General features: G+C 68.5%; 16 protein-coding genes. 11 read left to right on the plus strand and 5 right to left on the minus strand.

What is annotated here, in order from left to right:
* Positions 1-82: 82 nt before the first annotated feature.
* Positions 83-439: a DUF5658 family protein gene (locus tag VJ109_RS02705; protein WP_324758812.1), complete on the plus strand. Its 357-nt coding sequence runs from the start codon at positions 83-85 to the stop codon at positions 437-439.
* Between the two features lie 83 nt (positions 440-522).
* Here VJ109_RS02705 and VJ109_RS02710 read toward each other — a convergent pair whose 3' ends face one another.
* On the minus strand, positions 523-1,011 hold the full coding sequence (locus tag VJ109_RS02710) for a DUF6653 family protein (RefSeq protein WP_324758813.1): 489 nt from the start codon (positions 1,009-1,011) through the stop codon (positions 523-525).
* Between the two features lie 96 nt (positions 1,012-1,107).
* Between VJ109_RS02710 and VJ109_RS02715 the strand changes: the two genes are divergently transcribed.
* Positions 1,108-2,898 carry an ABC transporter permease gene (locus VJ109_RS02715; protein WP_324758814.1) on the plus strand — a complete coding sequence of 597 codons (1,791 nt, stop codon included), beginning with the start codon at positions 1,108-1,110 and terminating at the stop codon, positions 2,896-2,898.
* Positions 2,879-3,949, plus strand: coding sequence for an ABC transporter ATP-binding protein (locus VJ109_RS02720; protein ID WP_434737268.1), 1,071 nt, complete (start codon positions 2,879-2,881; stop codon positions 3,947-3,949). Before VJ109_RS02715 ends, VJ109_RS02720 begins: the two co-directional genes overlap by 20 nt.
* A 19-nt stretch (positions 3,950-3,968) precedes the next feature.
* Here VJ109_RS02720 and VJ109_RS02725 read toward each other — a convergent pair whose 3' ends face one another.
* Positions 3,969-4,235 carry a HalOD1 output domain-containing protein gene (locus VJ109_RS02725; RefSeq protein ID WP_324758817.1) on the minus strand — a complete coding sequence of 89 codons (267 nt, stop codon included), beginning with the start codon at positions 4,233-4,235 and terminating at the stop codon, positions 3,969-3,971.
* 251 nt (positions 4,236-4,486) lie between these two features.
* Between VJ109_RS02725 and VJ109_RS02730 the strand changes: the two genes are divergently transcribed.
* From VJ109_RS02730 to VJ109_RS02745, 4 genes are all read left to right on the plus strand, one after another.
* Positions 4,487-5,587: a CapA family protein gene (locus tag VJ109_RS02730; RefSeq protein ID WP_324758819.1), complete on the plus strand. Its 1,101-nt coding sequence runs from the start codon at positions 4,487-4,489 to the stop codon at positions 5,585-5,587.
* Between the two features lie 63 nt (positions 5,588-5,650).
* Positions 5,651-6,619: a quinone oxidoreductase family protein gene (locus VJ109_RS02735; protein WP_324758820.1), complete on the plus strand. Its 969-nt coding sequence runs from the start codon at positions 5,651-5,653 to the stop codon at positions 6,617-6,619.
* Between the two features lie 62 nt (positions 6,620-6,681).
* On the plus strand, positions 6,682-7,293 hold the full coding sequence (locus VJ109_RS02740; protein ID WP_276180677.1) for a translation initiation factor IF-2 subunit beta: 612 nt from the start codon (positions 6,682-6,684) through the stop codon (positions 7,291-7,293).
* A 63-nt stretch (positions 7,294-7,356) separates the two neighbouring features.
* Positions 7,357-7,773: a hypothetical protein gene (locus VJ109_RS02745; protein ID WP_324758823.1), complete on the plus strand. Its 417-nt coding sequence runs from the start codon at positions 7,357-7,359 to the stop codon at positions 7,771-7,773.
* A 7-nt stretch (positions 7,774-7,780) separates the two neighbouring features.
* On the opposite strand, the gene cysK is transcribed toward VJ109_RS02745, so the two are convergent.
* Positions 7,781-8,710, minus strand: coding sequence for a cysteine synthase A (cysK, locus tag VJ109_RS02750; RefSeq protein WP_324758825.1), 930 nt, complete (start codon positions 8,708-8,710; stop codon positions 7,781-7,783).
* Between the two features lie 55 nt (positions 8,711-8,765).
* Positions 8,766-9,464 carry an SOS response-associated peptidase gene (locus VJ109_RS02755; RefSeq protein WP_324758827.1) on the minus strand — a complete coding sequence of 233 codons (699 nt, stop codon included), beginning with the start codon at positions 9,462-9,464 and terminating at the stop codon, positions 8,766-8,768.
* Between the two features lie 91 nt (positions 9,465-9,555).
* Between VJ109_RS02755 and VJ109_RS02760 the strand changes: the two genes are divergently transcribed.
* Genes VJ109_RS02760 through VJ109_RS02770 form a run of 3 tightly spaced genes read left to right on the plus strand, consistent with a single transcriptional unit; the run spans position 9,556 to position 12,019 of the window.
* The gene (locus tag VJ109_RS02760) at positions 9,556-10,302 is read left to right on the plus strand and encodes a hypothetical protein (protein WP_324758829.1); all 747 of its coding nucleotides are present in this window, start codon (positions 9,556-9,558) and stop codon (positions 10,300-10,302) included.
* Positions 10,302-11,585 carry a hypothetical protein gene (locus VJ109_RS02765; RefSeq protein ID WP_324758830.1) on the plus strand — a complete coding sequence of 428 codons (1,284 nt, stop codon included), beginning with the start codon at positions 10,302-10,304 and terminating at the stop codon, positions 11,583-11,585. The genes VJ109_RS02760 and VJ109_RS02765 overlap by 1 nt, the downstream gene beginning before the upstream one ends.
* Positions 11,586-11,635: 50 nt before the next feature.
* Positions 11,636-12,019: a hypothetical protein gene (locus VJ109_RS02770; protein WP_324758831.1), complete on the plus strand. Its 384-nt coding sequence runs from the start codon at positions 11,636-11,638 to the stop codon at positions 12,017-12,019.
* 121 nt (positions 12,020-12,140) lie between these two features.
* Here VJ109_RS02770 and VJ109_RS02775 read toward each other — a convergent pair whose 3' ends face one another.
* Positions 12,141-12,929 (minus strand): TrmB family transcriptional regulator, encoded by a 789-nt coding sequence (locus VJ109_RS02775; RefSeq protein ID WP_324758832.1) that lies wholly within the window; start codon positions 12,927-12,929, stop codon positions 12,141-12,143.
* A gap of 147 nt (positions 12,930-13,076) precedes the next feature.
* Between VJ109_RS02775 and VJ109_RS02780 the strand changes: the two genes are divergently transcribed.
* Positions 13,077-13,409, plus strand: a complete 333-nt coding sequence (locus VJ109_RS02780; protein WP_276180661.1) for a DMT family transporter — start codon at positions 13,077-13,079, stop codon at positions 13,407-13,409.
* Positions 13,410-13,470: the final 61 nt, after the last annotated feature.

A 13,470-nucleotide genomic window follows, 5' to 3' on the forward strand; every position in this document is an offset into this window, starting at 1 on the left:
CCACGCCCGCAGACACGACAGCGTCCCCGGCCGTCCTGGAGTCGACACAGCGTTTTTGCACGTTCACACCCTGGCACAGACGATGACGGGTCCCCCATCGGACGACAGCGGGTCGCTGTTCACGCTCCGGCGGGAACGGCGGATGACCCGAACCCACACGGTTCTGTGGGGAGTGATCCTCGCCGCGACGACTGCGGATATCCTATTGACGATGATCGGGCTGGCCAGTGGGTTCGAGGAAGGGAACCTCGTCGTGGCGACGCTGCTCGCGGAGTTCGGGCTCGCCGGCCTGTGGCTCGTGAAGTTCGGGGCGATGGTGTGGCTCGTCGGCGGGTGGGCGCTGCTCTCAGACCGGAACGCGGCCGTCTTCCTGGGGTTGTTCGCGCTCGTCACGGTCACCGTCGTCGTCCACAACGCCGCACTACTGTTGGGCGTCTGATCGGCGAACAGCAAGACGGTAGACGCATCGCGTGGCGAACTGCCGCCGTCGCTACGGGACTCCCGGCGGTCCGCCCGAAGTTACTATGGCGACCGTCGGTCGAAATCGGGGACGGCTTCGGGATACTGCGCGCGGTTCTGCTCGTAGTAGCGCGCCACCGACGCGACGAAAGCGAACTTCAGCACCATCGAGAGGACCGTCGCGAGGGCCGTCCGTAGCGGCTGTCGTCGAAAGGCAGCGTACACCGCGTAGGCACTGACCGGCCCGTTCACGTAGTTGAGGAGGTCGACGGGTCGACGGCCCTCGCGGTGGCGGTAGTACATCCGTTCGCCGAGGACGACCCGCGTCATCCAGGCGTCGGCGTCTTCCGGCGGCGGGAACAGGACCGGATTGACGACGGTAAAGGTCAACGCGGCGACGACCAGCCGTGGCCGGCGAGTGTAGATACCGTACAGCAGGACCGGGAGGATGACAACCCGGGACCACCCACTCAGCGGGTTCGCGTGTCGCCGCCAGAGCGCGTCGGCGAATCGTCGGCGAACGCCGTGCTCCGACCGGATGCTGTCGGACATACGCGTCATTTCTCTCTGTAGTGACAATACTGTTGTCCCGTAGTCATTGGCAGGGGAACGCGGGAGCTAAGTACCACTGGGTGTGACCACCGGGTGATGGGAGAACCGGGGCTCCGGCAGGCGATCCGGCGACAGTTCGACCGACGGGCGCTGCCTGCGCTGGCCGCCGGAACCCTGCTCGTCCTCGTCGTCCTGTTCTACTACCCGATCTCGACGGTCTTCGTCGACAGTATCTTCGTGGATGGCCGGCTGACGCTGTCGGTGTTCTGGACGATGCTGTCGGACCCGTTTTACTTCGGCGAGCCCGCGCGGTTGCTGACCGGGGACTCGCCGGCGGCGGTCGCCCGCGCCACGCTCTCGCCGGACCGGCGGCTCGGCATCGTCGGCTTCACCGCCTACCAGGCCGCGGTCTCGTCGGTCGCGAGCGTGGCGCTCGGTCTGCCGGCGGCCTATCTGCTCGCTCGCTACGAGTTCCCCGGCCGGCGGACGCTGCGGTCGCTGACGATCCTCCCGTTCGTCCTGCCGTCGATGATGGTCGCGGTCGGCTTCGTCGCCACCTTCGGCCGGAACGGAACGCTGAACGGCGTCCTGACGGCGGCGGGATTCCAGCGGGTCGAGTTGCTGTTCACCCTGGAGGCGGTGATCATCGCCCACGCGTTCTACAACGCGCCGCTCGTGGCCCGCGTGACAACGGCCGCCTGGGAATCGGTCGACGCCAGCGCCGTCGAGACGGCCCGCAGCCTCGGTGCGAGCCCGCTGCGAGCGTTCCGGGACGTCGTCGCGCCACAACTGTATCCGGCGGTCCTGATGGGGGCCGCGCTGACGTTCGTGTTCACCTTCAGTACGTTCCCGATCGTGCTCGCGCTCGGCGGCTACCAACTGGCGACCGTCGAGGTGTTCGTCTATCGGCTCGTCGGCGAGTTCGACTACGCGGAGGCGGCGGCGCTCGCGCTGATCGAACTGGGCATCTCGCTGGGGCTGTTGTACGCCTATCTCCGGTACGAAGCGCGAAACACCGTCCAGCGCAGCGGCGGCGACCCGCTCCCGCGGAAGCCGCTGCTCCCCGACCGCTGGTCCCTCCGGGAGTCGGTTCCCCGGCTGGGACTCGCCGTCTACGCCGTGCTCGCGCTGGCGGTGTTCGTCGGCCCCATCGCGAGCATGCTGCTGGCGAGTGTCACCGGGCCGGACGGGCTGACGCTGGCTCACTATCAGTTCCTCCTGCGCCGGCAGGCGACCGGAGCGGCGTTCCAGGTCAAGCCCTGGGATGCCGTGCGCAACTCCGTGCTGTTCGCCGCCGCGGCGCTCCTGATCGCGCTGCCGATGGGCGTGGTCGTGGCCGTGCTGACGACCAGAGACTACCGGGGCCGGAAACTCGTCGACGCGCTGGCGATGGCCCCGCTGTCGGTCTCGGGGATCGTCGTCGGCCTCGGCCTGCTCCGTGGGCTGGTCTTCGGCGTCGAGGTCGGCGACACGCGCCTGGCGGTCGGCGGGGCGCTGGCCATCGTCGGCGCACACGCCGTCGGCGGCTACCCCTTCGTCGTCCGGACCGTCGGGCCGGAACTGGACAGCGTAGACCAGTCCCTCGTCGAGTCCGCACGCGCACTGGGGGCACCCCGAGCACGGACGCTGGTCGACATCGAACTACCGCTGGTCTGGCCGGCCGTCGTCGCCGGGGCGGCCTTCGCCGTCGCGCTCTCGATCGGCGAGTTCTCCGCGACGGTCGTATTGGCGACCGGGACGAGCCAGTTCACGATGCCCATCGCCATCGAGCGGTTCATCGGCCGGCGGCTGGGGCCGGCGACGGCGATGGGCGTGGTCTTGCTCGTGGTCACGAGCGTGAGTTTCTTCGTCATCGACCGCCTGGGAGGTGAAGACGTTGGCTTCTGACCCGGCCGTGGAACTCGACAGCGTGACGAAGCGGTACGGCGAGACGACTGCGGTCTCGGGGCTCTCGCTGTCGGTCCGGGAGGGGGAGTTCTTCACGCTCGTCGGCCCCTCGGGCTGTGGGAAGACGACGACGCTTCGCCTGCTGGCGGGGTTCGAGCGGCCGACCGACGGCGTCGTCCGCTTCGACGGGACGTCGGTGACCGGCGTCCCGCCCGAGGAGCGCAACGTCGGCGTCGTCTTCCAGAGCTACGCGCTGTTTCCACACATGAGCGTCGGCGAGAACGTCGCCTACGGGCTCAACTTCGCCGAGCCGCCGGGCGGGGTCAGCGACGACGAGCGCGTCCGGCAGCTCCTGGAGTTGGTCGACCTGCCGGGGATGGCCGATCGGAACCCCGACACGCTCTCGGGCGGGCAACAACAGCGTGTCGCTATCGCCCGTGCGCTGGCACCGGGTCCGGAGGTCCTGCTGTTGGACGAGCCGATGAGCGCACTGGACGCGAAACTCCGCGAACGGCTCCGGGTCCAGGTCCGGGAGATCCAACAGGAGCTGGGGATCACGACCGTCTACGTCACCCACGACCAGGAGGAGGCGCTAGCGATCTCCGATCGGGTCGCGGTGATGCGGGACGGAACCCCCGAGCAGGTCGGCCCGCCCCGCGAGATCTATCGGCGCCCCACGACGCCGTTCGTCGCGGACTTTATCGGCGACAACAACGTCTTCGAAGGAACGGTCACCGATATCCGCGAGACCACCGACGGGCGGGTCGCGGACGTGTCGGTCGGCGAGGAGACGCTGACGGTCGGAATGGAGGCGGCGGCTACTCGCGGTGACGAGATCACGTTCTGTGTCCGGCCGGAGCGACTCGCCGTCGGCGACGGACCGAACACGCTGTCGACGACGGTGACCAGCGCGGAGTTCCTCGGCGAGACGACCCGCGTCCACCTCGACTGGGGCGGCCGCCCGCTCAGAATCCGGACTCGATCACCGCCCACGGGGACGGCGACCGTCACGTTCGCACCCGAGGACGCACACGTCATCACAGTCAGGTAGGCACGGCTCCGCCGGACGGTCAGTATCCCTCGCCGAACCCACCACGGTCCGGTTGGCTGACGACATCACCGTCGAGGGCGATCGTTCCGTCACCGTCGAGCGTGACCTCGTGGCCGGGGACCGAGAACGTCAGTTCCCATTCGTGGTTGTCCATCTGTGCCAACCGCTCGATGGCGTCGGTGTCGACGTAGTTCGCCAGTGAGTAGCCCAGTCGGTGTGGCGCTCGTCCCTCGCTCTCGGCGATCGCGTGTGCGATCGCGACGGTCACGTGCTGTTCGAGGCTCATCGAGCGGCAGTTCCTCCCGGCCGGCGACTGACAGCCCTCGACCAGTCCTGGCGGACCGTGTTCGATACACCCTTCGAACGGATGGATAGCAGTGTTCCATCGCTCGATCGCCCCCAATCCGTGCTGCCCCCGTGTTGTTTCACACGTGGAGACGTGCTGGGAGAACCATAACAGTTTGTACCGAATCATCGCCCGAAAGCGGCGTCGGGGTTGTCCACTGGGTTCAAGACCGACGGCGGCAAAAGACGCCTGTGCAGCCGACCCGTCGTGCGTTCCTGGCGTCGGTGCTGTCCGGAACCGGGATCGCTGGCTGTCTCGGCCGCGTTCCCGAGCCCGCGTGCCCGCCGTCCGTCGAGAGCGACGGCCCGGTCCGGATCGGGTTCGCCGGGGACGTGATGCTCGGCCGGAACGTAACCGAGACGTGGCGCGACGGCGATCCGGCCGGCGTCTGGGGACCGACGATCGACCGCCTGCGCGCGCTCGACGGCCTCGTCCTGAACCTGGAGTGTTGTGTCTCCGACCGAGGGCAGCGCACGCCCGGCCGAGGGTTCTACTTCCGTGCTGAGCCGGAGTGGGCCGTCCCGGCACTCGACGCGGCGGGGACAACTGTCGCGGGCGTGGCGAACAACCACCTGCTCGATTTCGGGCCGCAAGCGCTCCGCGATACCGTCACGCACCTCGAAGCCGCCGGGATCGCGACGGCCGGCGCGGGCAGCGACCGGACCGCCGCGTTCGCACCGGCGACGGTGACCGTCGGTGGAATCGAGATCGCGGTCGTCGCGTTGACCGACCAGGCGCCGCTGTACGCCGCTCGCGGGAACAGTCCCGGAACGGCGTTCACGACGCTGTCGACGGACGACCCGCTGTCGAAACGGCGGGTCGACGCCGCGCTCGCCCGAGCCAGGGATCGGGACCCGGACCTGCTCGTGGCGACGCTTCACTGGGGGCCGAACTGGGAGGTCAGGCCCTCGGAGGGACAACAGCGGGTCGCCCGCTGGCTGATCGACCGCGGCGTGGACGTGGTCCACGGTCACAGCGCCCACGTGATCCAGGGGATCGAGACCTACCGCGGTCGGCCGATCATCTACGACGCCGGGGACTACGTCGACGACTACCTCGTCAAGGAGGGACTCCACAACGACCGGAGCTTCCTGTTCGAACTGGTCGTCGCCGACGGAACCCTCCGGGCGCTGCGCCTGGTACCGGTCGAGATCGACGACTCGGCGGTCGGTACGGCGAGTGAGACGGCCGCCGAGTGGCTCCGCGAGCGGATGCGGACGCTCTCGGAACCGTTCGGTACGACCCTCGAGCGGGCCGGCGACGGCCTCCGGGTTCCGCTGGGGGAGTGTTGAAACCCGGACAGCGTTGCTCGCCGTTCAGAAGGGTTGAGGGGCATGGGGACGGTTCGATAGACCATGGACGCTATCGAAGTGACCGAGTTCGGCGGCCGCGAGGGACTGTCGGTGACAGAGCGGGCCGTTCCCGAGCCGGGGCCGGGCCAGCTCCGGATCGAGGTCGAAGCGGCGGGCATCAACTTCGCGGACATCATGCAGCGGCGGGGCCACTACGAGGGCGGACCGGAACCGCCCTACGTCCCCGGGATGGAGGTCGCCGGTCGGATCGACGCCGTCGGCGAGGACGTGGGGCTCGACGAGGGGGACCGCGTCGTCGCGCTGGTCGACGAGGGCGGTTACGCCGAGTACGCGCTGGCCGATCCACAGCTCACGTTCCCCATCCCCGGCGAGATGAGTCTGACCGAGGCCGCGGGCTTTCCCGTCCAGTTCCTGACCGCCCACAACTGCCTGTTCGAGTGGGGCGAGCTAGAGGCGGAGGAGTCGGTGCTAATCCACGCAGCCGCCGGCGGCGTCGGGACGGCCGCGGTCCAACTGGCCAGTCGAGCGGGCGCAGAGGTGTTCGGGACCGCCAGCACGGCCGAGAAACTCGGGCTCGCGGAGCGGTTGGGCTGTGACCACCCGATCAACTACACCGAGGACGACTTCGTCGAGGCGGTTCACGCCGAGACCGACCAGGGCGTCGATCTGGTGTTAGACGGCGTCGGCGGCGACACGTCGAGCGAGTCGCTGGACGCACTGCGGCAGTTCGGCCGGATGGTCGTCTACGGAGCAGCGAGCGGTCGCCCGGGATCGCTCTCGACCAGCGACCTCCTGTTCGCCAACCAGCGAGCCATCGGCTACCACCTCGGTCGCGGCCTCGTCCACGAGCCACAACGGGTGATGGCGGCGGTTCCGGACCTCCAGGAGGGGCTGGCAAGCGGCGATCTGGAAGTGATCGTCGGCGAGACGTTCGCGTTGACCGACGCCGCCGCGGCCCACGAGCACATCGAGAGCCGCGCCTCCAGCGGGAAGGTCGTCCTAGAACCGTAACGCCAGGCGTCTGTCACCACTCCTCACAGAGACGCTTTACGTCTGTGGCCACAGGATTCCGTATGAACTACGAGCAGGCACTCGACCGAGCGTACGACGTACTGCCGGACCAGCCCAGAGAGGCCGGCGAACGGCTCTCGGTCCCCGACCCCGAGGGACAGACAGACGGGGCGTTCACACGACTGACGAACCTCGGCGCCATCGCCGACGCCCTCTCCCGGGAGTCCCGGCATCTCCACCGCGCGATCCAGCGGGAGTTCGGGACCAACGGCCAGTTCGACGGCAACGAGGCCCGCTACAACGGCTCGTTCGATATCGCTGACTTCCAGGCCGCCATCGACGCCTACGTCGCCGAGTACGTCACCTGTTCGGAGTGTGGCCTTCCCGACACCGTCCTCAAGACCGAGGACGGCGTCGACATGCTCCGCTGTCAGGCCTGTGGTGCCTTCCGCCCGGTCGCGAAAGGCGGGAGTTCCACCCAACAACACGACCGTCCGACCCTCGAAGAGGGCGAAACCTACGAGGTCAAGATCACCGGTACCGGCCGCGAGGGCGACGGCGTCGCCGAGAAGGGCAAGTACACCATCTTCGTCTCCGGTGCCCGTGAGGGCCAGGTCGTCACCGCCTACATCGAGTCCATCAGCGGGACGCTCGCGTTCGGCCGCGTCCAGTAACCCCGCTCGTTTTCCCGGTCGTTCGTGACAAGACACTTACCGACCGGTGTGTGAGACGGGCGTATGGCACGTCCAGGTACCGATCCAGGGCTGTACGTCGTGGGCGCACTCGCCGTCGGTCTCGGGTTCCTCCAGGCCGTATCCGGCGTGACAGCGCTCCTCTTTGCCCTGGGATCGCTCCCGGCAGTGGTGTTCGCCGCCGTCCAGACTGTCGCGGGTGTCGTCCTCCTCCCGGCGGGCGTCGGGATCGTGCTCCGGAAAGGATGGGGTCGGACTCTCGGTATCGTCGCGTTCGCCGGCGTTGCCGTCCTCCAAATTACGCCGCTTCTGGGCGGGACTGCCGTCGGCGTCCCGCTGGTGGGGCTGGCCGTCTCCGTCGGCAGTACGATCTATCTCCTGTTGGCGGGCGAGGCCTTCGCCGACGGCGACGACACCCGACCCCTCTCGAAGGACGAGAGCGCACACGACTTCGTCCGCTGAGGGGGTCTCAGGCCCACAGCCCCGTCGAGAGGTACCGTTCGCCGGTATCCGGCAGGACGGCGACGACCGTCTCTCCGGGGTTGTCCTCGGCGTAGGCCGTCGCGGCGTGTAGCGCCGCCCCGGCGGAGATACCGACCATCAGCCCTTCCTCGCTGGCCAGTCGCCGGGCCGCCGTCCGGGACTGCTCGGCACTCGCGGTCCTGACCTCGTCTAGTAGCTCCGTCCGGAGGATATCCGGGACGAAGCCGGGGCCGATCCCCTGGATGTCGTGGCTGTCGGGGTCGTCGTTCGAGAGCAACTGCGAGGACTCGGGTTCGACGGCGACCGACGTGAGAGCGGCGCCCTGTTGCTCTTTGATATACTCCGAGATGCCGGTGATCGTCCCGCCGGTACCGACGCCGGCGACGACGGCGTCGACCTCGCCGTCGGTATCACGCCAGATCTCCGGGCCGGTCGTCTCCCGATGGGCGTGCGGGTTCGCCGCGTTCTCGAACTGACGGGCGCGGACGGCGTCGTCGGCTCGGGCCAGTTCGTCGGCCCGGTCGATCGCGCCGCCCATCCCGTCGTCGGCGGGAGTGAGTTCGAGGTCGGTCCCCAGCCCCGACAGCAGGCGCCGGCGCTCCTCGCTCATCGACTCGGGCATCGTCAACACGCAGTCGTAGCCCCGCGCGGCCGCGACCATCGCCAGCCCGATCCCGGTGTTGCCGCTCGTCGCCTCGACGACGGTGCCGTCCGGCGGGAGCGCGCCCGACTCGGCGGCGGCCTCGATCATGTACAGCGCGATCCGGTCTTTGACCGAGTAGGGGTTTGCCGCCTCGTACTTCCCGTAGAGGTTCTCCGAGAATGCGTCGAGACGGACCAACGGCGTCCCGCCGACGAGATCTGTCACGCTTGCGGCGACTGGCCGCTCTGGCTCTGGCTCGACCGATGTCTGCATACACTGCCGTAGCCCGGTCGGACCGGTAAGCAGCCCACCAGAATACTGTGGGTCCCTACGCTTCGACTTCCTCGATCAGTCCCGGGTGGTCGTTGCCGGGACTGTTGACCGCCGTCGAGACCGGGTAGCTCCGCATCGGGCCGTCGTAGGGGTCGAGCACGGCCGCGCGGTCGTCGGCATCGCCCGCGAGCCACGTCGACTCCTCCTCGGGTGCCAGGACGACGGCCATCCGGTGGTGGAGCCGTGCGACCACGTCGTTTGGCTCGGTCGTCAGGATCGTGAACGTCTCGACGACATCGTCCTCGCCGCCCTCGCCGCTCGCACCGAACTCGCCGAGCCCGGTCTGTCGCTGTGGCGGGCGCCAGCGCTCGTAGAGGCCGGCCATCGCGAAGAGTTCGTCCGCCGGCAGTGTGACCCGGTACGGTTGTTTGCCGCCCTCGCGGTCGACCCACTCGTAGAAGCCGTCTGCGGGGACCAGACACCGGCGCGCCTCGTAGGCGTCCGCGAACGACGCCCGATCCTCGACTGTCTCGGCGCGGGCGTTGATGTAGCCGTGTTCGGAGCGGTCCTCGGCCCACGAGGGGATCAGTCCCCACTCCATCCGCTGGATGGTCTCGGGGGCCTCGCTGGTGACGACCGGGAGCGACTGGCTCGGCGCGGCGTTGTAGGTCGACTCGAACGGTGCCTCGAAGGTCGCTCCGAACCGACGCTCGATCTCGTCGGGCGGCGTGAACAGGCTGTACCGGCCACACATACCCGGTTCCAGGGGCTGATCGGACAAAAACACGGCCCATCGCCGAGCCAGGAAAAATATATCCGTGGCGCTCGCAGTCGAGAGCGAGACAATGGTCCCTCCAACGCGACGGCGTTTCCTCCACGGAGCCGCAGGCATCGCAGCCGCCCTGGCCGGGTGTAGCGGGCTGACGGGCGGTTCGGCGAGTAGCACAGCGACGGCCGGCGAGCGCGACGACACCCCGCCCGATAGCGGCCGCGCGACCGACCCCGACAGCGTGGTCCTCCGGACCAACAGCGAACGGCCGCCGATCTGGCTCACCGACCCGAACGGAGACGGCGAACGGCCCGACCCCGACGACCGACGGCTCCACATCGCGTCGACGCTGGTCGATTCGCCCGGACGCGCGGACCGCGTCGCGGTGGCCGACATCGACGGGAAGGAGCGAGTCACTGCGTTTCTCGACGCCACCGACTTCGCGAGCGAGACGCTGTACTTAGAGACCAACCGCGTCGAGGAGTGTTTCGAGCTGACGCTGTGTAGCGTCTCCTGGTCGCCCGACGACATCGAAACCGACTACGCCCGGACGATCCGCCCGTACAACGAGGCCTGTGCGGTCGAGAACCGAGTCTTCGAGGCACGACTCATCCGCATCCCGGCCGCCCTCGACGAGGGCGAGGTCCACAGCCACGGCTCGTCGATCGGGTCGGGGACGTGCAACAGGGGACCGGGGATGGCCGCGGAGCGCAGCGGGGACGAGTCGGACGCTGGGACCGCCGAAAGCGGTGACGGCGAGGCGACGACCGTCGCCGAATCCGGCTCCGGAGCTACCGAGAGCACGTCGGGAGGTGACGCCTGATGCGGGACGGCGCGACCCGCCGCGGGTTCCTCTCGCTCGTCGGCGCCGGCGCGCTCGCCGGCTGTTCGGCACTCGACAGCGTCACCGACAGCGAGGAGCCACGGATCAGTACCTACGGGTTCCCCGACGTCGAGGACGACGAGTATCCCGACCGGCCCGTCCCGCCGTCGGTGCCGGTCGACATCGGGACGGCACACCTCGAAGCGGAACGGTCCAGAACGACGTCACTGCTGGCGGAACTCCCGACACCGCTCGGTCCCGACGACATCCCAAACGGGCACATCCGGAGCCACATTACGACCGCCGCCGCCGACGCGCGAGCCAACCTGGACGAGGCCCTGCAGGCACCGACGGAGCTCACCGCGCTCACGTCCCTCCGACAGGCCCGCGAACGAGCCCGGTACGCGGCCGAGGGATGGGCGTTCGTCACTGATGGGCGGACCGTCCCGGAGCTACGCCAAGAGCGCAGTGAGGCCGCCTCGTCGGCCCGGTCGTTCCGCGAGCAGTACGAGTACGTCGGCGACGATCCGGTCAGGGCGGCGGTCGTCCACGGTGAGATCGAGGAGACACTGGAGCAGGCGACGGACGAAGACCGCGTCCACGTCTCCCACGGCGGGACGCTCCTGACGGTGGCCGAGTGGGGCGAAGAGACCGAGTCAACACAGGCCCGTCTCGACGGCGCCCGGCACCTCGCCGAACGGTTTACCGCGTCGCTCCCGGCTGACGTAGGAACGGTCGAGGCGGTGCTCCGGAGCGCACAGGAGACCCTGGCCGCCACCCTCGAAGAACGCCGATCCGACCTCCCGCCCGAGCAGACGGCCGACGAATGGGGGCCACGGGAGGAACTGCTCGATAGCCTCCGCTGGCGGGCCGAAGACAGCGCGGAGACCGTCAGAACCCGGCCCGGACCGGCAAGCGGCGTCGTCGACGGCGCACGCCTCCTGGCAGTCCACGGCGCAAGCGACCGCGTCCAGCAGCGCCTCGACGAGGGCGAGAGTTTCCAGGTCGAGAGTCGAGAGGCGGTCCAACACTACCGACAGACGGCCTACGAGGCGCTCCAGACGGCGCTGGAAGACAGTCAGTCGACACCCCTGGCCCGGGCAGTCGTCAGCGACGCCAGCAGGTCGGTCGCTTCTGCCGACTGGGAACTGGGCCGACTGGACGGCGACGTCAGAGCGTCACGCGTCGAGGACGCCGTCGTCGGCTACGTCATCGCGACGGCGATGGCGCGGGCCACACCCACAGCCGTCGACCGGGCCGTCGAGACGCTCGAATCGGCCTGAGACGGGGCATATTTTTAATCCCACAGGCGCCCAAGCCCGGTACAGAGCCGATGAGCACCGATCCGTCCTTCGACATCCCCGCTCGGCCACAGCGGCGCTTCCCCCACGACAGCGGGGTCGAGTACGAGGGCGGGACGGAGTTCCGGTTGCTCCCCGACCGGTCGTTCGACGACGGCGCGCTCGCGACGGTCGTCCTCGATATCCTCACGGCAGGCCCGTACCGCTACGGTGATTTCCACGACCTGCCGATGCCGCTATGGCTGGTCCGCGACGAGGGGACAGCCGACGTGTTCCGTGTCGCCGTCCGTGACGGCAGCGTCCGGCTTCACATCCTCCCGACGACCGAGTCCGAAGGACTGCGACGGTTCTACGATCGGCTTCGGGACAGCGACGACACGGCCTGGACCGTCGAACGGCGCGTCGACGGGCACTGACGCGGCTGGTGTGGTCGGGGTGGACGGGAGAGTCGGAGGCCGGGACCCGGCAGATCACGCTGGCCAGCCGTCACGCGTGAACGCGACAGTCCCGTCGACGATCGTCGCACCGGCGGGAGAGCTATTCGCCGACCGGAACCGCGTCGGTCCACAGCGCCTGAAACTGGCGGTCGAACTCCTCGACAATATCGCTGTCCTGGATCGCGAGGACACCGATCCGATCGGCACCGTCCTGTGGATGTGGGAGATCGATCGTCGTCACCGTCTGGTCGACGACATCGAACGACACCGGTAGTTCCGGAACTGCCCTGATATCGATCTCGGTCGGTTGGGCATCGACAGTGTCGAAGAACGCTGCCGGGAGTGTTTCCAGAACCGTCTCGCTGACCACCAGCGAGACGACGACATCCGATCCGACCCCGTCGAGAAACGCCGCCACTTCCCGATGGAGTGTCTCCCACGGAGCCGACTCGTACGGTGGGCCGACCACAGCCTGGACAGACGAAGTGGCCGTCCGTCCGTGCTCCCCCAGCGCCGTCTGCATCTCGTCGCCGCCGAGCCTGCCGAGCCAGACATCCGCGTCCGCCGGGACGGTCGGGAGCAGGTTCGATCGTACCGTCTCCGCAACGTCCCGGTACCGGAGCCATTCGGTACGGAGTTCGGCTGCTCGCTCGGCGAGGAGTTGCTCGACGGCGTCGTCAGGCGCCACTGCGAGGTACTCGGTCGGTTCCGTGGGCCGCGTCCGGACCAGTTGCCTGGATTCGAGGCTGTTGAGGACATCGTAGATTCGGCCTCGCGGCACGTCACTCGCTTCGGAGATCGCCGCTGCCGTCCCGGTACCCGTGACCAGCAGCGTCCGATAGACCTGCTCTTCGTAACTCGAAAGGCCGAGTTCGCCGAGGTCGGTCATCGCTAGCCGGTAGCGACCGCCCGGGAGTAGAATCTACGGGGTCCAGTCCACGCCTGCCAGGTCACCGGGCGCGGCCGGCCGGGAAACCGATCGCAAGTGGCAGCGTATTCCACAACCACCAACGTCGACTGCCGACCACAACCGGGCGTGAATCCGTACGTACTACTCGGCGGCGCGATCGTCTCCGAACTCGTCGGGACGACCGCGCTCAAACTCTCGGATGGCTTTACGAACCCGGTCCCGACGCTCGGGGTGGTGATCGGCTACGGGCTTGCCTTCTACCTCGTCTCGCTTACCCTGGAGGAACTCCCGGTCGGCGTCGTCTATGGAACCTGGGCCGCACTCGGTGTCGTCGGCGTCGCAGCGATCGGTGTGGTCGTCTTCGAGGAGTCCGTCGACGCGGCCGGCCTCGTCGGGATCGGTCTCATCGTCGCGGGCGTGTACTGTCTGAACGTCCTCTCCGGGATGTCTGCCCACTGATCGTTTCGGGGGAACGACGCGTCTCCGACCCACCCAAACCGACTTACTCGCTTGCCCTCTC

The sequence above is a fragment of the Haloarcula montana genome, assembly GCF_035666295.1.
Classification (GTDB): Archaea; Halobacteriota; Halobacteria; order Halobacteriales; family Haloarculaceae; genus Haloarcula; species Haloarcula montana.

What these genes read in the sequence shown, in the direction of transcription:
- VJ109_RS02765 (WP_324758830.1), top strand. Translation starts at nt 10,302, where the DNA reads ATGCGGGACGGCGCGACCCGCCGCGGGTTCCTCTCGCTCGTCGGCGCC.
- VJ109_RS02735 (WP_324758820.1), top strand. Translation starts at nt 5,651, where the DNA reads ATGGACGCTATCGAAGTGACCGAGTTCGGCGGCCGCGAGGGACTGTCG.
- VJ109_RS02745 (WP_324758823.1), top strand. Translation starts at nt 7,357, where the DNA reads ATGGCACGTCCAGGTACCGATCCAGGGCTGTACGTCGTGGGCGCACTC.
- VJ109_RS02740 (WP_276180677.1), top strand. Translation starts at nt 6,682, where the DNA reads ATGAACTACGAGCAGGCACTCGACCGAGCGTACGACGTACTGCCGGAC.
- VJ109_RS02705 (WP_324758812.1), top strand. Translation starts at nt 83, where the DNA reads ATGACGGGTCCCCCATCGGACGACAGCGGGTCGCTGTTCACGCTCCGG.
- VJ109_RS02715 (WP_324758814.1), top strand. Translation starts at nt 1,108, where the DNA reads ATGGGAGAACCGGGGCTCCGGCAGGCGATCCGGCGACAGTTCGACCGA.
- VJ109_RS02755 (WP_324758827.1), bottom strand. Translation starts at nt 9,464, where the DNA reads ATGTGTGGCCGGTACAGCCTGTTCACGCCGCCCGACGAGATCGAGCGT.
- VJ109_RS02775 (WP_324758832.1), bottom strand. Translation starts at nt 12,929, where the DNA reads ATGACCGACCTCGGCGAACTCGGCCTTTCGAGTTACGAAGAGCAGGTC.
- VJ109_RS02710 (WP_324758813.1), bottom strand. Translation starts at nt 1,011, where the DNA reads ATGTCCGACAGCATCCGGTCGGAGCACGGCGTTCGCCGACGATTCGCC.
- VJ109_RS02760 (WP_324758829.1), top strand. Translation starts at nt 9,556, where the DNA reads ATGGTCCCTCCAACGCGACGGCGTTTCCTCCACGGAGCCGCAGGCATC.
- cysK (WP_324758825.1), bottom strand. Translation starts at nt 8,710, where the DNA reads ATGCAGACATCGGTCGAGCCAGAGCCAGAGCGGCCAGTCGCCGCAAGC.
- VJ109_RS02770 (WP_324758831.1), top strand. Translation starts at nt 11,636, where the DNA reads ATGAGCACCGATCCGTCCTTCGACATCCCCGCTCGGCCACAGCGGCGC.
- VJ109_RS02725 (WP_324758817.1), bottom strand. Translation starts at nt 4,235, where the DNA reads ATGAGCCTCGAACAGCACGTGACCGTCGCGATCGCACACGCGATCGCC.